At 46.5% G+C, this 17,446-nt stretch carries 14 protein-coding genes and 2 tRNA genes; 6 read left to right on the top strand and 10 right to left on the bottom strand.

All coding sequences use genetic code 11. The features are described from left to right. Positions 1-225 precede the first annotated feature (225 nt). A tRNA-Leu gene (locus DWW52_RS15155) sits at positions 226-309 on the bottom strand. A 67-nt stretch (positions 310-376) separates the two neighbouring features. Further along, a tRNA-Gln gene (locus tag DWW52_RS15150) sits at positions 377-447 on the bottom strand. A gap of 187 nt (positions 448-634) precedes the next feature. On the opposite strand from DWW52_RS15150, the gene DWW52_RS15145 reads away from it, so the two are divergent. From DWW52_RS15145 to rfaE1, 3 genes are all read left to right on the top strand, one after another. Beyond that, the gene (locus tag DWW52_RS15145) at positions 635-3,823 is read left to right on the top strand and encodes a DUF2723 domain-containing protein (RefSeq protein ID WP_118716346.1); all 3,189 of its coding nucleotides are present in this window, start codon (positions 635-637) and stop codon (positions 3,821-3,823) included. Positions 3,824-3,891: 68 nt separating this feature from the next. Next, positions 3,892-4,981 (top strand): peptide chain release factor 2 gene (prfB, locus tag DWW52_RS15140; protein WP_118716345.1). Its coding sequence is split into 2 segments (ribosomal slippage): positions 3,892-3,954 and positions 3,956-4,981, totalling 1,089 coding nucleotides; the frame shifts between segments, so codons are not numbered across the junction. A 187-nt stretch (positions 4,982-5,168) separates the two neighbouring features. Beyond that, positions 5,169-6,110, top strand: a complete 942-nt coding sequence (gene rfaE1 / locus DWW52_RS15135) for a D-glycero-beta-D-manno-heptose-7-phosphate kinase (RefSeq protein WP_118716344.1) — start codon at positions 5,169-5,171, stop codon at positions 6,108-6,110. Positions 6,111-6,264: 154 nt separating this feature from the next. Here rfaE1 and pdxT read toward each other — a convergent pair whose 3' ends face one another. The 3 genes from pdxT to DWW52_RS15120 all read right to left on the bottom strand — a co-directional run bounded on the left by pdxT (position 6,265) and on the right by DWW52_RS15120 (position 9,047). Continuing rightward, on the bottom strand, positions 6,265-6,831 hold the full coding sequence (pdxT, locus tag DWW52_RS15130; RefSeq protein WP_118716343.1) for a pyridoxal 5'-phosphate synthase glutaminase subunit PdxT: 567 nt from the start codon (positions 6,829-6,831) through the stop codon (positions 6,265-6,267). A gap of 158 nt (positions 6,832-6,989) precedes the next feature. After that, positions 6,990-7,859 carry a pyridoxal 5'-phosphate synthase lyase subunit PdxS gene (gene pdxS, locus DWW52_RS15125; RefSeq protein ID WP_118716342.1) on the bottom strand — a complete coding sequence of 290 codons (870 nt, stop codon included), beginning with the start codon at positions 7,857-7,859 and terminating at the stop codon, positions 6,990-6,992. Positions 7,860-8,177: 318 nt separating this feature from the next. Beyond that, positions 8,178-9,047 (bottom strand): RNA polymerase sigma factor RpoD/SigA, encoded by an 870-nt coding sequence (locus DWW52_RS15120; protein ID WP_118716341.1) that lies wholly within the window; start codon positions 9,045-9,047, stop codon positions 8,178-8,180. A gap of 214 nt (positions 9,048-9,261) precedes the next feature. On the opposite strand from DWW52_RS15120, the gene rpmH reads away from it, so the two are divergent. Next, positions 9,262-9,420: a 50S ribosomal protein L34 gene (gene rpmH, locus DWW52_RS15115; RefSeq protein WP_118716340.1), complete on the top strand. Its 159-nt coding sequence runs from the start codon at positions 9,262-9,264 to the stop codon at positions 9,418-9,420. A 16-nt stretch (positions 9,421-9,436) separates the two neighbouring features. Here rpmH and DWW52_RS21385 read toward each other — a convergent pair whose 3' ends face one another. Beyond that, positions 9,437-9,601, bottom strand: coding sequence for a FeoB-associated Cys-rich membrane protein (locus DWW52_RS21385; protein ID WP_118716339.1), 165 nt, complete (start codon positions 9,599-9,601; stop codon positions 9,437-9,439). A gap of 147 nt (positions 9,602-9,748) precedes the next feature. Next, positions 9,749-12,220 (bottom strand): ferrous iron transport protein B, encoded by a 2,472-nt coding sequence (feoB, locus tag DWW52_RS15105; RefSeq protein WP_118716338.1) that lies wholly within the window; start codon positions 12,218-12,220, stop codon positions 9,749-9,751. Between the two features lie 96 nt (positions 12,221-12,316). Between feoB and DWW52_RS20950 the strand changes: the two genes are divergently transcribed. Beyond that, a complete protein-coding gene (locus DWW52_RS20950) occupies positions 12,317-12,523 on the top strand; it encodes a hypothetical protein (protein WP_148315383.1) in 207 nt (68 codons plus the stop codon). A gap of 136 nt (positions 12,524-12,659) precedes the next feature. After that, positions 12,660-13,430 (top strand): hypothetical protein, encoded by a 771-nt coding sequence (locus DWW52_RS15100; RefSeq protein WP_118716337.1) that lies wholly within the window; start codon positions 12,660-12,662, stop codon positions 13,428-13,430. Here the strand turns inward: DWW52_RS15100 and eis are convergent. From eis to DWW52_RS15085, 3 genes are all read right to left on the bottom strand, one after another. After that, positions 13,427-14,497 carry an enhanced intracellular survival protein Eis gene (gene eis, locus DWW52_RS15095; protein ID WP_118716336.1) on the bottom strand — a complete coding sequence of 357 codons (1,071 nt, stop codon included), beginning with the start codon at positions 14,495-14,497 and terminating at the stop codon, positions 13,427-13,429. The genes DWW52_RS15100 and eis overlap by 4 nt on opposite strands. 15 nt (positions 14,498-14,512) lie before the next feature. Further along, the gene (locus tag DWW52_RS15090) at positions 14,513-15,409 is read right to left on the bottom strand and encodes a DUF2156 domain-containing protein (protein WP_118716335.1); all 897 of its coding nucleotides are present in this window, start codon (positions 15,407-15,409) and stop codon (positions 14,513-14,515) included. A gap of 271 nt (positions 15,410-15,680) precedes the next feature. Further along, complete coding sequence (locus tag DWW52_RS15085) at positions 15,681-17,426, bottom strand: thiamine pyrophosphate-dependent enzyme (protein WP_118716334.1); 1,746 nt, start codon at positions 17,424-17,426, stop codon at positions 15,681-15,683. Positions 17,427-17,446: the final 20 nt, after the last annotated feature.

Here is a 17,446-nt window from a genome sequence, read left to right as displayed (position 1 = left end):
GGTCCACCTAATTTTTCACGTGAGCCAATAAATGCTCTAATTGTTGAAACTTCTCGTTTCGGATTATCTAATGAAAAACTAACTTCTAGCATAGAAAAATGTGTTGGAACAAACGTTGGAACAAATGTTGGACTTTTTAATGAAATAAACAAGGGAAAACCGTTTCATGAAAACCAAAAAAACCGCTGCATTGCAACGGTTTCAACTATACTGTTTCATAATTTGTACCCAGAACAAGACTCGAACTTGCACAGCCGTACGGCCACTAGTCCCTGAAACTAGCGTGTCTACCGATTCCACCACCTGGGCATACATTCAATGAACTTTGAAGAAAAAACCTTGCAACTTCCCCGCTGCAAGGCCCCTCTTCTGTTTGTTGTCCCACAAGGATTCGAACCTTGACTGACAGAACCAAAATCTGCTGTGCTACCATTACACAATGGGACAATCTTCATGTCGCTACAACAACGCTATTGTTATTTTGACGCTGCAAATGTAGAGCATTTTTTTATTTCACCAAAACAAAATGCAGAAAAATTAAAAGAAAATTGCTATTTTCGTGCTGTCGAAACATGACATTTTAACTAGACCCTTGAGTATTAATAAGAAATATAAATTCAAACTAAGGAGAAGCATGTGCAACATTAAAAATCACCCAACATTAAGTTACAGGTTGATCAATAATGTCACCGGATGGGTGGCGTTCGTGGTGGCCAGTATTACTTACATTCTTACAGTTGAACCAACAGCCAGCCTGTGGGACTGTGGGGAGTTTATCACGACCTCAGTCGGACTGCAAGTAGGACACCCTCCCGGAGCGCCTCTATTCATGATCGTCTCGCGGTTATTCGCGATATTCGCCCCAAGTCCTGAAACACAATCCTACATGATCAACATCATGTCGGCACTATGTTCGGGCTTCACGATCCTGTTCCTGTTCTGGACAATCACTCATCTGGCAAAAAAGATCGTGATAAAAGAAGACGGTGAATGTTCCATGGGACAATTATGCGCTATCATGGGTGCGGGACTTATCGGGGCATTAACTTACACGTTTACAGACACGTTCTGGTTCTCGGCCGTTGAAGGCGAGGTTTACGCCATGTCGTCCCTGTTCACGGCAGTCGTGTTCTGGGCGATCTTGAAGTGGGAAAATGTTGCATTCCAACCTTATGCCAACCGTTGGTTAGTTTTCATCGCGTACATGATCGGGCTTTCGATCGGAGTTCACTTGTTGAACTTACTGGTTATTCCCGCTATCGTGTTCATATATTATTTCAAGAAATACGAGACCTCGAAATGGGGTATTATCAAATCGGCGGCCCTCTCGATCGTCATACTGGGAGTTATCATGTGGGGAATTATCCCGGGCGTTATTATCGTGGCGGGCTGGTTTGAACTCATGTTCGTGAACAGTTTTGGCTTACCCTTCAATTCGGGAGTCATTGTTTACGCCCTTCTGTTAATCGCCGGATTGACATACGGTATCCGTTACACTTTGAAACACAATCACACGATAGTAAATACGATCCTGACCTGTTTTGTGGTTATGATCATCGGGTACTCTTGTTATGCCATGGTAGTAATCCGTTCCGTGAGCAATCCCCCGATCGACGAGAACAGCCCGGACAACGTGTTCGCACTGCTTTCTTACATCAGTCGTGATCAATACGGGCAGGAACCGCTGGTTTACGGACCTTATTATAATGCACCCGTGATCGGGGTAGAAGATGCAGGCCCGATTTACTATCAAAACGAGAAGACTGGGAAATATGATATCGTGGATTACAAAAAAGACGTGAAATACGATCCCCGTTTCTGTACCGTTTTACCACGTATGTACAGCCAGGCCCGCGACCCGCAGGTATACATGGAATGGGTCGGACAACCCAAAGGTCCCGTGTACATGATTGACGGGCAACCCGTGCAAAAGCCAAGTTTCGGACAAAACCTCAGTTTCATGTTCCGCTACCAACTCGGTCACATGTACTTCAGATACTTCATGTGGAACTTCTCCGGACGGCAGAATGACATTCAGGGCCACGGTGATTTCCGCTACGGGAACTGGATCACGGGTATTCCTTTTGTCGACAATATTCTCGTGGGAGACCAAAGCTTGATGCCGGACACCTTGAAACATGACAAGGCAAACAATAAATACTACATGCTGCCTTTTATCCTCGGGCTGCTAGGAATGTTCTACCAGTACCAGCGAGGGAAACAAGGAAAGAAAGATTTCTGGGTAGTCATGCTGCTCTTCTTCTTCACGGGTATTGCCATCGTGCTTTACCTGAATCAATACCCGTATCAACCGCGTGAACGAGACTACGCGTATGCCGGATCGTTCTATGCCTTTGCCATCTGGATAGGATTCGGGGTTCTATACCTGTGGGATCTACTCCAAAAGAGGATGGATTCACGCAATGCAGCCATTGCCGTGACCGCTGTCTGCCTACTTGCCGTTCCCGTGAACATGGCAGCACAAAACTGGGACGATCACGATCGTAGCGGGCGTTACGCAACAATCGCACACGCGAAAAACTACCTGAGTACTTGTGCCCCGAATGCGATCTTGTTCACCTACGGGGACAACGATACATTCCCGCTCTGGTATGCCCAAGAAGTGGAAGGATTCCGTCGGGACGTGCGTATCGTGAACTTAAGTTTGCTCGCCGGAGATTGGTACATCGACCAGATGAAACGAAAGGCTTATGAAAGCGACGGGGTACCTATTTCTTTCACGAAAGACCAATACCACGCGGGAGTTCGGGATTTCGTATCCATAGAAGACCGGCTTCAAAAACCATTCAGCATGAAAGAAGTTATGGAATTTGTTGCCAGCGATGCATCGGAAACCAAATCACACCGTTACCAGGGTGGTGCGGTCGATTATATCCCTACCAGAAGCCTCTATATCCCCGTGGATAAAGAAAAAGTACTGGCTAACGGAACGGTTCAACCGGAAGATTCTGCCCTGATTGTTGACCGGGTGGAAATCCAACTAAAGGGTAACACGTTGAACAAATCTCAATTGATGGTTCTCGACATTCTGGCTACCAACAACTGGGAACGCCCCGTTTACTTCGGTGTCGGCATGGGACAAGACAGTTACATGGGCTTCGAGAAGTATTTCCAACTGGAAGGAGCCGGATACCGGGTAGTTCCGATCAAATCGGAAAGTACGAACGCTTATTACGACTTCGGCCGGATTAATACAAAAATATTGTATGACAAACTGATGAATAAATTCGTTTGGGGAAATATCAAAGACCCGAAAGTGAACATCGACCATTTCCACGACAACACCATTGCCGTGATGAAATATCGGAACACGTTCTTACGTCTGGCCGAACAACTCATGCAGGAAGCCATGACGGAAACGCACATCACCAGCGATTCTATCATAAACGAGATCACGGATTCATCCAAGATTCAGGAAGCCGTCAGAGTTCTGGATAAATCACTGGAAGAAATTCCTTTGTATCAGGTTCCGGCTGACTTTTTCTTGCTGAACTATATCTCGATATATTATGCGGCAGGTGAAAAAGAGAAAGGAAATGATCTGGCATGGGCCTTGGCTCTTGACAATGCACAAACGCTGAGATACATCGGATCACTTTCACCCAATCGCAAGAAAGCCCTGGAAAATGACGAGAGAAGAAGCGTTCAAGCCTTGCAAATGCTCGTTGACATGGCAAGAAGAAACGGTGAAAATGCGTTTGCCCAAGAACTTCAGGACATGATCGAGAACACGTTGAGCGGACGTCCTGTTACGAGTAATAGGGTAAATAAAAACTTCCCGATAAAGAGTAATAACGATTGAAATAATGTATACAAATCATTCGTCCCTTCGTATGAAGGGACGAATTTCATTTATAAACTTAACACACAATGATCACAATAGACCATATCAAAGAATTGGCAGAGCGAGGTGAAGCATTGAGGAGGTATCTTTGACATCGACGGGAAAAAGGTACAACTCGCTGAAGAAGAATTAAGAACACAAAATCCGGATCTGTGGGAAAAACCGAAGGAAGCGGAAGTCCTGATGAAGAAAGTCCGGGAATTAAAATCATGGATAGAAGGATACGAGCAAGTAACTTCCGCCGTGGAAGACCTGCAAGTGCTTTTCGATTTCGCCAAAGAAGGTGAAGCTACCGAGGAAGAGGTTGACGAGCAATACAAGGAGACCGTCCGGGTGTTGGAAGATATTGAAATGCGCAACATGCTACGCCGGGAAGAAGACCACTTCGGGGCAATCATGAAGATCAATTCCGGGGCCGGTGGTACGGAAAGTATGGATTGGGCCAGTATGCTCTACCGGATGTACATCCGCTGGGGAGAACTGAACGGTTACAAGGTGAAACACGTGGATTACCAGGAAGGCGAGGAAGCCGGAATCAAATCGGCTACCCTTGAATTCGAGGGGGATTACGCTTACGGTTACCTGAAATCGGAAAACGGAGTTCACCGTTTGGTACGCCTATCCCCGTACAATGCCGCCAACAAACGAATGACCTCGTTTGCCTCCGTGTTTGTTTATCCCGCCGTGGATGACACCATCGAGATCACGATTAACGCAGCCGACATCAGTTGGGACACTTTCCGAAGCGGAGGAGCCGGAGGCCAGAACGTGAACAAGGTGGAAACCGGAGTTCGATTGCGACATGCTCCCACAGGTATCATGATCGAAAACACGGAATCACGTTCCCAGTTACAGAACCGTGAAAACGCCATGCGTCTTCTGAAAGCCCAGTTATACGAACTGGAATTGCAGAAACGACAAGAGGAACGGGATAAAGTGGAAGGCACGAAAAAGAAGATCGAATGGGGATCACAAATCCGTAGTTACGTGTTTGACGACCGCCGGGTAAAAGATCATCGTACCAACTACCAAACATCTAATGTACAAGCTGTCATGGACGGAGAAATCAACGAGTTCATTAAAGCCTACCTGATGATGTTCGGGGGAGAAGAATGAGAAGGTAATGTAGAATTTAAAATTTAGAATTTAGAATGAAAAGATTCGGTGATTGCCGATTCAATGATTTGGTGATTATTAAAAAAGAACGAGAGAATCGTGCGGTTGGAATCACCTAATCGGAAATCACTAAATCACAGAATTAATCGGATCACTCAATCTAAAATCTAAAATCTAAAATTTGAAGATGAAACTAAATTTCAACGATTGTAAGATATTGATCGTCGGGGATGTGATGCTTGACAAGTATTACTTCGGGAAGGTAGAACGTATTTCCCCGGAAGCTCCCGTGCCGATCGTGAACATCGTGACGGAAGAATCCCGCCTGGGAGGGGCTTCAAACGTGGCCAACAACATCACAAGCCTTGGAGGACAAGCCACGTTATGCGGGGCTATCGGGCATGACTTCTTCGGGAAAGAAATCGAACGCATGGCTCACCGGAAAGGCATAAAAACCGATTTTGTCAAGACGGAACAGCCCACGATCACGAAAGCCAGAGTCATCGGGGGAAGGCAGCAGATTGTCCGGATTGATTACGAACAACACCTGGAACTCCCCGACAAAACAAGGGAAGACTTTCAAACTCACCTTGCAGAACTTATTCAAGACTCTCCTACCCTCGTCATTTCCGACTACGGGAAAGGAATGATCTCGGAAAAGCTTTGCACCTTCCTCATCCAAACGGCCAAAGGACACGGGACACGGGTTATCGTGGATCCAAAAGGACAAAACTGGAAGAAATACGCCGGGGCCGATCTGATCACTCCGAACGTGAAAGAATTGGGCGATATCATCGGGCATCCCGTGAAAAATGAAGACCGGGAAATCGAGGAAGTCGCTTTAGAAATCATTCATTGTTACGGTTTATCAGCCCTTCTCGTGACTCGAAGCGAGAAAGGCATGAGCTTGATTTCCAATCAGGAAATCCTGCACATCCCGACACATTCACAGGAAGTATTTGATGTAAGCGGTGCGGGAGACACGGTCGTTGCCGCCCTTTCATTAGCCCTGACCTCAGGCCAGGAAATCACGAACGCCATACGCATCGCCAACGTGGCCGCCGGGGTTGTCGTCAAGAAAATTGGAACGGCAACGCTAAGTATAGAAGAGTTGAATGACAATTTATAATATAAAAAGAAGCTGTCTGAAAAGTCTGTTCACTACCCCCTCCGGCACCCCCTTACACAGGGGGAGAGTTGATTACCAAGCGGTTTTCCCTCCCGTGTAAGAAGGGGCTAGGGGTGGTAGTTCTACGTAAATTGACTTTTCAGACAGTCTCTTTTTATATCTTGGATACGAAATATTTCAAGAACTCCGTATTATCCGTAAGTTCCGGGTGAAAAGAAGTCACCAGCATATTTTTTTCTTGTGCGGCAACGATATGACCGTCAACTTCACACAAGACTTCCACTCCTTCATCCACTCTGGTTATGTAGGGAGCGCGAATAAATACCAACTCTATTTCATTTGAACTTACTGCCGGGATCACCTGTTTCGTGGCGAAACTGTCGATCTGGCTACCGTAAGCATTACGCCGGACAGCGATATCCATTACCCCTAAATGAGTAACCGTATCATTCACCAATTCCTTTGCCAATAAAATCATTCCCGCACAAGTTCCCCATACCGGCAACCCGCCAAGAATCTTTCCTCGCAAAGGCTCCATTAATCCCGTCCGATTAAGAATTTTCCCCATCGTCGTACTCTCTCCTCCCGGCAAAATAATCGCGTCAATCTCCTCCAATTGTTCCGGGTACTTCACGATCACGGGTTCATGCCCTATCGCCTTGATCTGGCGTTCGTGCTCGATTATCGCACCTTGAAATCCTAAAATTCCAATCTTCTTCATCTAAATAAATTTATAAAAATCATAAGGCCTATAAAGTTCATAAGGTCTGTGTCCTCCCGGATAAGATTCATCGACAGTAGAACTATCGCGATCAAGGCATCCGCAAGGTCCATTACTTTATAAACTTTACAAACCTTATGAACGTTATAAACTATTTATTACCAGCCTCTTTCGGCGTATTTATTCTCCAATTTACTGATCTCCAATCCGGACATCGGTTCTCCCAAGTTCTCGGATAACTCGGCCAATTTAACCGGATCATTGTAATAAGTAGTTGCTAAAACGATAGCTCTCGCTCTCTTGGCAGGATCACCTGACTTGAAGATACCGGAACCAACAAATACACCCTCGCAACCCAACTGCATCATCAAAGCAGCATCAGCCGGAGTAGCGATACCACCGGCAGCGAAATTCACCACGGGCAATTTACCGTTTTCATGCACGTATTTTACCAAATCAAAAGGAGCGCCCATCTCTTTAGCAAGCGTCATCAATGCTTCAACCGGAGCGGCTTGCACTTGATGAATATCATTGTTCAACTGACGCATGTGTCTTACAGCCTCAACCACGTTCCCGGTTCCGGCTTCACCTTTGGTACGAATCATGGAAGCCCCCTCGCCAATACGTCTTAACGCTTCACCCAAGTTACGGCATCCGCACACGAACGGCACTTTAAACGCTGTCTTATCAACATGATACAAGTCATCAGCGGGAGTCAACACTTCACTCTCGTCGATATAATCAATACCAATAGCTTCCAAAATTTGAGCTTCAACAAAGTGACCGATTCTCACTTTTGCCATTACAGGAATAGACACGGCATTCTTAATAGCCTTAATCATCTGCGGATCAGACATTCTAGCAACTCCACCATCTTTACGGATATCCGATGGCACTCTCTCCAAGGCCATAACAGCACATGCTCCGGCAGCTTCGGCAATCTTTGCCTGTTCAACATTGGTTACATCCATGATAACCCCACCTTTTAGCATTTGTGCCAGATTTTTGTTCAATTCATAATTTCCCATAAGGTTTTCCTTTATTATATGTTCAAAATAAATATTTTCCCCCTCTAACCCAACTCTCTTGAGAACAAGTGTTTGTGATTAATCGAATCCATCACTCAAACGTTTTCGATCGTCAAAACACCCCCTTAAAAACGGGAAACAAATATAGTAATTAAGTTGAAAAAATGAACTTTAAAGACGTATTTTAGTTGCAAACTGTAAGTATATCAAACACAGGTTCTTGAAAATATTAAAGAATTAAGACAAACAGAACGAATGTCAAGTTATCGTTTCTCTATAACTTGTAACTAGCAACCGACAGGAATGGAATATTCCTGTTTATAGATAAGTCTTCAACCGTTTACTACGGCACGAATTCTTCAGTTTCCTGATGGCCTTTGATTTTATCTGGCGCACCCGTTCACTCGTTAACCCGACCCGATCTCCAATCTCTTCCAACGACATCGCAGTATAACCGCCCAGTCCATAATACATTCGCAATATCAAAGCATCCCGTTCATCCAGAATCGTCAGATAACGGTCGATTTCCGTTCGCAACGAATCGGCATTCATTTCCCGTTCGGCATCCGGTATGGCATTATCCCCCGTGATCATCACGTCGTACAGGCTGGATGAATCCTCGTCTGTCGTCAAAGGAGCATCCATGGATAACGGACGATTTGATATACGCATGCTATCCTTGACTTCCTTTTCGGGAATATCCATTTTCTGCGCGATCTCTTCTGCCGTGGGTTCGCGCTGAAACTCCTGTTCCAAGCGGAAGAAAAACTTATTTACTTTATTAATACTGCTGATCTTATTCAACGGTAGGCGAACTAAACGCGAATTCTCGGCGATTGCCTGCAAAATCGATTGTCGGATCCACCATACGGCATAAGAAATAAACTTGAATCCTTTCGTTTCGTCAAAACATTCGGCAGCTTTTATTAATCCCAGATTGCCCTCGTTAATCAAGTCACCCAAAGTTAAACCGTTATTCTGGTATTGCTTGGCCACGGAAACCACGAAACGCAGGTTACTCTTTACCAACAGCTCCCGCGCCGCCTGATCGCCCGCTCGGATTTTCTTGGCTAAAGCAACCTCCTCATCCGGCGACAACACGTCGATTTTCCCAATCTCCTGCAAGTATTTCTCTATCGAGAAAGAATCCCTGCCAGTGATTTGTTTGCTGATTTTTAACTGTCTCATAGGTCTCTTAGTATAATTGGCTTAAAGTTAATCATCTATTTCAATAAAACAAATATTAGAGCCTTTTTTTCATTCAAGCTCACGGAAGTATACGAGAACATGGAAACTTTGTTAGGCCGGATAAGATTATTTTCCAAAATTCTTTGGCACAATCAAAAAAATCCCTACTTTTGCAGTCCGAAGTGAGAAAATAATAACATAAGATAATATCGCAATGAAACGTACATTTCAACCCCACAACAGAAAAAGAAGAAACAAACATGGTTTCAGAGAAAGAATGTCTACCGCTAATGGTAGAGCAGTTCTAGCTAGAAGAAGAGCTAAAGGAAGAAAAAAATTAAGTGTATCTGACGAGCGCAGACACAAGCATTAATATAAAAAAGCTGCTTTTAGAAGCAGCTTTTTTTATGTCTATTCTTTTTCTCACCACAACCACAATTGCAATTACACCCTCCTCCCCGCTTGGCGGATTTAAACAAACGATAAACCCCTTTTCCCGCGAAAACGAGGGCCACTGCCACGATCAAATATGTCAATATCAATTGTATATCCATTTCAATTTTCGATTTAAATTAATTCTGTGATTTAATGATTTCAGATTAGGTGATTCCATCCGCACAAAGCCAACGTTTTTAATAATCACAGAATCATTAAATCGGCAATCACAGCATCTTCGAATCTCTTTTGTCATTTTCAATTATCTAAACGATCAGGTCAAGTATTTGTTTCAACACGAAACAAACCACCCAAGCTAGTACCGTCGTGTAACCCATCACGAAGAACGCCCACTTCATGCCAATCTCTTTCCCTATAGCAATCAGAGCCGCAAAGCAAGGAGAATAAAGCAACACGAAAACAATAAATATTATGGCAACGACAGGCGTGAAACCATGCTCCTTCAACCGAGCCTGCAATGTCGACGTATCATCTTCTTCCATTCCCTCTTCACCCTGATAAAGAACTGCCATTGTACTCACCACAACCTCCTTGGCCGCCACCCCGGTCAATAAACTCACCCCGGCCTTCCAATCCAGTCCCAAAGGAGACCAAACGGGTTCCATGACCCGACCAAGACGACTGATATATGAATTTTCCTGCCGCTCGCTCACCTCCTGCCGGTGTAGACTTTCTAATTTAGCCTCCTGTTCTGTCTTCAAAACCTCCGTATTACCAATCCCGGAAGCTATGGTAGCCTCGTAAGCCGTGGTCACCTCCGCCTTGCGCGCGGTATATTTTGCCTCCAACTCCTTGTCTACCGGGAAATATCCTAACGCCCAGATCAGTATGGAAGCAAACATGATAATCCCTCCCATCTTCTTCAGGTACTGTTCTCCCTTGCTCCACATGTGACGGATTGTCGTCCGGAAAGTAGGCATACGATAAGGGGGTAACTCCATCACGAAAGGCACCTCTTGCTTGTGGAAAAGCACCCGTTTAAACAACTTCGCCATCACGATGGCCGCCAGAATCCCGACCAGATATATTCCAAACAGCACCAAGGCCGCGTACTCGCTAAAAAACGCCCCAACCAGAAGAATATATACCGGGAGACGGGCACTACAAGACATGAACGGATTGATCAGAATCGTCAATATCCGATCGCTCCGGTTCTCCAGCATCCGGGTAGACATGATCGCCGGGACATTACACCCGAATCCCATGATCATCGGGATAAAACTTTTCCCGTGTAACCCGAGTTTATGCATCAATTTATCCATGATAAACGCCGCCCTCGCCATATATCCCGTGTCCTCCATGAACGAGATAAACAGGAACAGGATCAATATATTCGGTAAAAACACGATCACGCTACCGACACCGCCAATGATACCGTCTATCAACAAATCTTTCAGCGGTCCGGCCGTCATGTGGGCATCCACCAGTTCACTCAAAGCTCCCACCCCGGCCTCGATCCATTCCATCGGGTAACTTCCCAGGCTGAACGTGGCAAAAAACGTGGTAAACAGGAACAACAAGAATATCGGGAATCCGAACAACTTGTGAGTCACGATAGCATCAATATATTCTGTTTTCCGACGCCGATTCACGAGGCTTTCCTTGTAAGTTTCCTTCAAGGCCCCGGAAATAAACCCGTATTTCGTGTCGGTAACCACCGCTTCCACGCTCTCCGAGAAAGTCGCTTCTACACGACAAATATTCTCTTTTACTAGCGGCATGATCTTCTCGGCCGACTTGCTTCGCTGAACAAAATCCGTTATCTCCCTGTCCCCCTCCAACAGCATCAACGACAAGAAACGGGGAGACATATTGCAAATCAGCTCTTTTTCCTCCTTCAATTCCGTCCGGATCGCCACGATACCATCTTCAATCTCTTTCCCGTAATTGATATGAATATGCCTTACGACCTCACTCTTTCCCTCGTACACCTCGATCACCTCCCGCAACAACTCTTTCACGCCTTTTCCTTTCGAACCGACCGTCGGCACCATCGGCATCCCGATCATCTTTCCCATCTTCTGGTAATCGAAAGTGGCCCCGGAACGTTCCAGCTCGTCGTACATATTCAAGGCGATCACACCCTTCACGTCCATGTCGATCAATTGCGTGGACAGGTAGAGATTACGTTCCAGGTTCGACGAGTCTACCACATTGATAACCACGTCGGGAGCGTTATTCATGATATACTCCCGGACATATTTCTCCTCATTCGAATAAGCTGAAATTGAATAAGTTCCCGGCAAATCGACCACGTTAAACTCGTACCCGTCAAAACGGAACGTGGCACTCTTCGCGTCGATCGTCACCCCGCCATAATTACCCACGTGTTCCTGCGAACCGCTCATGTAATTGAACAGGGTCGTTTTCCCGGCATTCGGATTACCCACGAAAGCGACATGTATATGTTTGTCCCTGCCTTCCCAGTGTTTAGCGAAAGCTTCTTCCGCGTCACGGGCACTCCCCGAAATCCCGACTATATTGCTGGCCTCTTCCAAAGAAACGATCTCTATAAATGCGGCTTCCTGTCGCCTCAAAGAGATTTCATAGCCCATAATAGCATATTCAATCGGATCATTTAATGGGGCATTTTTTACTGCTTTCACCACTTTTCCTCTCACAAAGCCCATTTCATTCAAGCGCTTACGAAAAGCCCCGTAGCCTTTTACCTTGGTAATGACGGCGCTATCACCGGTTTTTAATTCTGACAGTAACATATAAACATCTTGTATTTAATGTCACAAAGGTAAAAACTTTATTTTTATTTTTTCTAAATAAACACAGAATAAAATTGACGAATTCATCATAAATGTATGTTTCGTACAAGAACTCAGGCCCCTCCCCTCTCGTCCCTACCTGTAAATAGCCTCTCCGGCCTCTCGCTCGTATCCTCGCAACACGTCGAGGCAAAATCAGGTACAAGTTACCGCTCCACATCGGCAACTTATCGGCAACTTATCGTTAACTTATCGGCAACTTACCAGGGAGACACCAGTGCGAATATACAGAAATTAACATGAAAAACCGAGGTCTCATCCCGTTCCCCGTAGTGCCGAAAACGGCAATTCGCCTCCTTTCACCCGGAATTTAAACTTAACAACGATGAATCTTTTATTTTTTGATCCGTATAATCAACAAATAGTTTAAATTTGCAGTATGAAAACAGAACATATAGAAAATCAAGACGACCCAAAGTGGGAAAGCGTGAATGAATTATTGTCAAAAGCGGGTTCCCAGTTAAATATTCTCGAAGAAGAGATTGACGTGAAAGTTCAACACCAATACATGAAACTTCTGGAAGAACTCATTAAAGGCGGCGATTTTAAAGTCAAGAGCAAGGAAGCCATCGCGCACGCGCAAGACTTATTTGACGAAACAATCGACGAAGAGGAGAAGAAGACCTTACTGGCCATACTTTCCACGGTCAATGATATTTCTATATATCGTACGATCGAAACTTTTCAAAAAAAGGATACCCCGTTAAAAGCGTGGGCAACCGTGGCCCTACAACAATCACGGATGCTCATCCAATCGACATTACTGGACGAATCGGCCATTTTCGTATCCACGGGATTGGGAGGCCACGGCACGTTATTACGCTACTTCTGCGTGTACATCGCCAACGAGGGTATCACCCTGCAACCTTTCCAATGGGATATTGTCAAGAAAGAAACCGAGCTGGTTATTGTCAAGAATCAAGGAGAAATCGAACAATCCGATCACTATGACAAATACATCACGTTCACGCTTCTGCTACCTTTCGAAGCAAATTTAAAAGATATTTTTTATTCAATCATCGAGGAATGCAACACGTACGGGAACTTCTTACGGGAAAACATGATTATCACGAACGTGAAAAAGCTCTCCATAGACGAAATTGACGAGTTCATCGACTCGAAAACAAAAGGGGCAAAACGGAAATATTAATCCAGCATCAGGCTTATAAAAGGCTGACACGTCTCGAAATAGGGATTCAACACAGGGTTTCGTTCCGGTTGATAACCGAAAAGTAATCGCGTCAACTCTTGTATCGTAAGCTCCGCCTCGACCCGTTTCCCCTCATCTCGCGAACAGTCCCCCTGTCCGACAACGTATATCCCAGTGTTCTCCGGGATCCATTCGTCAGTCACCTTTAACACGAAACTCCGATCGGGATAATTCACGGCATACAACCGCAACACCTGCTCCACGTCCAGTATCCGGGCCATCCCCCGATGCTCGTCTTCTTTACCCGCGGGTAACGCCCGGCAATAGATTTCCGCCGCATCCAGATGATTCATCACCCCCCACAAGGCGGCTCGTTTCACGTCGTCCGAATCATACAAACCCTCTTTCACCAACACACGATTTCCCCACGGTTCGGCAAACGCCATTCCAACTACCCGCTCTCCGCCATACACCACGATTAAAGCCCCCTCGCTGATTCTCAAATCCTCAACAATCGTCTCGAAATCCTCCCGGTCGTGCTGCACGCAACAAGGGCGTTGCCACATCATCTTCTGAAAATAATCGAACACCTCATCCGTTAACAGCGCCTCATCCCGGATCGCTTCCACCCGAAAATGATCAGAAGCCGGTTTCTCCAGAATCCTGTAATGCTCCGGGGTAAAATCAAAAACGGTGGCGTATCCCATCTTCCCGTAATACCCGTACAACCACTCGCTGGCAGGAATCAGTATACTCACGGGGATCTTCCTCTCCCGCATCACGTAGAACGTCTCTCGTAACAACTTGGTCATAACACCACGGGCCCGGGCCAACGGGTGAGTACAAGCCCCGGAAATATACCCTGCCACGATCTGCCTACCGGCAAAAGTCATCGGGTAAGGAGGCATTTGCAGGGCGGCAATTGCCGCCCCTTGCTCGTCCCAGAATACCAGAGCATTCTCCTCCCGGTACTTCTTCTCGAAATAGAAACGAATAAACTCCTCCGTATCGTCAAAACAGAGTCTCCACAACTCCATCACCGCCTGTTTCTTCATCGACTCTTTCATCTTCAATAGTTTATTTTAATTCTCAATTAACTCGGCATATCCTTTCTCCAACAAAATCACGGGACGATAAGACAATTTCGCCTTACGTAACCCCGCGAGTCCCAAATCCTCCTCCCGGTTCAAGTAGATATACTTTTCCGGTATCTGTCGTGCGAACTCCTGGTTCAGCATGTTATAAGAACCGTCAATATGACTGTCGGCCTTCTCGATGTGAACGGCAAACGTGTCGTGATTCACGGGAGCCCCGTAAGTAAACCCGACAATCTCGTCATCCACCCAAAGCGCCCCGCCAACCAGACCGAGAGCCTCGAAATTCCGCAGGGCCAAATTCAGTGCTTTCCGCTCGTTCAGCAAACTCTCCTCCTCGTCACAACCATGCTCCTCGCACCACTTTTCCTCCAGTTCCAGACAATGAGGAATCAGGTCAACCGTCAGCGGGGTATAGCGGTAATTATACGTGCGTTTGAACTTATTCACATGATTCCGCTTGGGTTGGAAGTTCTTCCCCTTCAACTCGGCCAACTCCTGCCGCGAATAGATATAGTCAAAATAATCCCGATCCAAGCGATAGTCAAAACACCCCGGAAACTCCCGGTTAAACCACTCCTCCAATTCAGGGAACACGCCATGTATCCGCAAAACGTGCCCCTCGTTTCTCGCCTGTTCCTTCAGCAACTCAACCACGCCTTTCACATCCCCCGAACCCACGGGCATCGTGTACACGATACTCTCTTCATCCAGCGTGAAACGCACCACCAGACAATCGTTCACCACCGCGTAATGACTGTTCGTCAAAAACTGCCACGTGTACAAATTCACGAACGAAAGATTACAATCCCGGTTCCCGCAAGCCAGAAAATATGACGTTATCAACTCTTTATCCTCAATCCTGATCGGTTTAAAATCTATCATATACTATATTTCTTTATTTATCGCACAAAGATACGATCTTTCTAACTTACAAAACCTCCTTTACCGGGCAAACGCATAAAAAATGCGTTTACCCTAGTCTATAAAGTCCATAAAGTCCATAAGGTCCATAAAGTCCATAAAGTCTTAGGTGTCCTTCGGACAGTGTTTAACGGCAGCCTAGGCTGCCGTGAGCAAAGCGCCCCGCAGGGGTCCACAGACTTTACGGACTTTATAGACTTTATGGACCTTATGAACTTTATAAACCTTTGACTCAATTTGTCCAGACCTCCTTCATGTGTCTAAAATTAGAACTGATCGTGTCCAGTATTTCCTTCGTGCGTCCATTAATCATTAACTTGTACATGGACTGCGCGAATCCCATCATCTGGCTCCATTCCACTTTCGGCGGCATCGCCAGCGCGTTCGGATCGGTCATCACGTTCACCAGCGCCGGACCATCAACCCGCATAGCCTGTTCCAACACTTCGTGTACCTTCTCCGGATCGTTCACCGTGAATCCTTCCATTCCCATCGCCTTGGCCACGAGAGCGAAATCAGGATTCTCCATGTCGGTCTGCCAGTCCGGTAATCCCGCTACCTCCATTTCCAACTTCACCATACCCAAAGAACGGTTATTAAACACGACAATCTTCACGGGCAACTTGTATTGCACGATCGTCGAAAGATCTCCCAGCAACATGGATATACCGCCATCCCCGCATAAAGCCCAAACCTGACGTTCCGGAAAAGCCAATGAAGCTCCGATAGCCTGCGGTACGGCGTTCGCCATAGACCCATGATTAAAAGAACCCAACATCTTCCGTTGCCCCGTCCCGTGCAGGTAACGGGCGCCCCAGACGCAAGTCATTCCCGTGTCCACCGTGAAGATAGCGTCTCCCGACGCCAGTTCATCCACGACCGACATCACGTACTCCGGGTGAATTTTATCCGTCTGTCCCTTCTCCTCCACGTAAGCATGCAAATTTTCCTTCACCCGTTCGTATCCCTTCAACTGCTTCCGAAGAAAATCATCCGCCTCTTTTTGCTTGATACGAGGCAACAACGCCTGCAAGGTACTTTTCACGTCCCCGCAGAGTCCCATCGCTACCTTCGCCCGTCTTCCCAGACGTTCCGGCTTGATATCCACCTGCACGATCGTGTTATGCTCCGGCATAAAAGCGGCATACGGGAAATCCGTTCCCAACATCACCAACACCTCGGCCTCGTGCATGCTGTCATACCCGGAAGGCATTCCCAGCAACCCGGTCATCCCCACCTCGTTAGGATTATCGTACTGTATCTCCATCTTACTCTTGAAAGAATACGCCACGGGAGCATTCAAACGACGGGACAATTCCACGACTTCGGCATGAGCATCCTTCGCCCCGATCCCGCAAAACAAGGTGATCTTCTCTTTCCCGTTCAACAAGGCGGCCAAAGCCTCCAACTCCTCGTCCGACGGGCATATCGACGGGTGGGTAGGGAACGCTTTAACCGAAGAAAATATATCTTCCGCACCCCGTGCCGTCACGTCTCCCGGAACCCCGATCACCGCGACACCGGAAGCGGAAACGGCCGCCTGCATGGCCGCCTGCAACATCCGGGGCATCTGACAAGGTGTCGTCGCCACCTGATTATAATAACTGCAATCATCAAACAACTTTATCGTGTCGGTCTCCTGGAAATACCGGGTCCCGAACTCGCCCGTTGCCATTGTCGAGGCAATCGCCAGCACCGGAGCCCCCGAACGATGAGCATCATACAAACCGTTAATCAAATGCACGTGTCCCGGTCCGCTACTTCCCGCACAACAGGCCAATTGCCCGTTCAACTGCGCTTCAGCCCCGGCAGCATAAGCTCCGACCTCCTCGTGACGCACGTGTATCCATTGGATTTTATCGTTCTTCCTCACGGCATCGTTTATCTCGTTCAAACTATCGCCAGTCACGGCATAGATACGTTTCACGCCGGCCTCCACCAGCATGTCCACCAACTGTTCTGCAACTTTTTTTGCCATAGATCCTGTAGTTTTAAATA

Source organism: Odoribacter sp. AF15-53 (assembly GCF_003479425.1).
GTDB lineage: Bacteria > Bacteroidota > Bacteroidia > Bacteroidales > Marinifilaceae > Butyricimonas.
Note: the sequence above shows the minus strand (reverse complement) of the source record. Positions and strands in the feature narration are given on the sequence as shown.

Coding starts and splice junctions, on each gene's coding strand:
- DWW52_RS15100 (WP_118716337.1), top strand. CDS start 12,660: ATGAAAACAGAACATATAGAAAATCAAGACGACCCAAAGTGGGAAAGC.
- rfaE1 (WP_118716344.1), top strand. CDS start 5,169: ATGAAACTAAATTTCAACGATTGTAAGATATTGATCGTCGGGGATGTG.
- rpmH (WP_118716340.1), top strand. CDS start 9,262: ATGAAACGTACATTTCAACCCCACAACAGAAAAAGAAGAAACAAACAT.
- pdxT (WP_118716343.1), bottom strand. CDS start 6,831: ATGAAGAAGATTGGAATTTTAGGATTTCAAGGTGCGATAATCGAGCAC.
- eis (WP_118716336.1), bottom strand. CDS start 14,497: ATGAAAGAGTCGATGAAGAAACAGGCGGTGATGGAGTTGTGGAGACTC.
- DWW52_RS15085 (WP_118716334.1), bottom strand. CDS start 17,426: ATGGCAAAAAAAGTTGCAGAACAGTTGGTGGACATGCTGGTGGAGGCC.
- DWW52_RS15090 (WP_118716335.1), bottom strand. CDS start 15,409: ATGATAGATTTTAAACCGATCAGGATTGAGGATAAAGAGTTGATAACG.
- feoB (WP_118716338.1), bottom strand. CDS start 12,220: ATGTTACTGTCAGAATTAAAAACCGGTGATAGCGCCGTCATTACCAAG.
- DWW52_RS21385 (WP_118716339.1), bottom strand. CDS start 9,601: ATGGATATACAATTGATATTGACATATTTGATCGTGGCAGTGGCCCTC.
- DWW52_RS20950 (WP_148315383.1), top strand. CDS start 12,317: ATGTTTCGTACAAGAACTCAGGCCCCTCCCCTCTCGTCCCTACCTGTA.
- DWW52_RS15120 (WP_118716341.1), bottom strand. CDS start 9,047: ATGAGACAGTTAAAAATCAGCAAACAAATCACTGGCAGGGATTCTTTC.
- pdxS (WP_118716342.1), bottom strand. CDS start 7,859: ATGGGAAATTATGAATTGAACAAAAATCTGGCACAAATGCTAAAAGGT.
- DWW52_RS15145 (WP_118716346.1), top strand. CDS start 635: ATGTGCAACATTAAAAATCACCCAACATTAAGTTACAGGTTGATCAAT.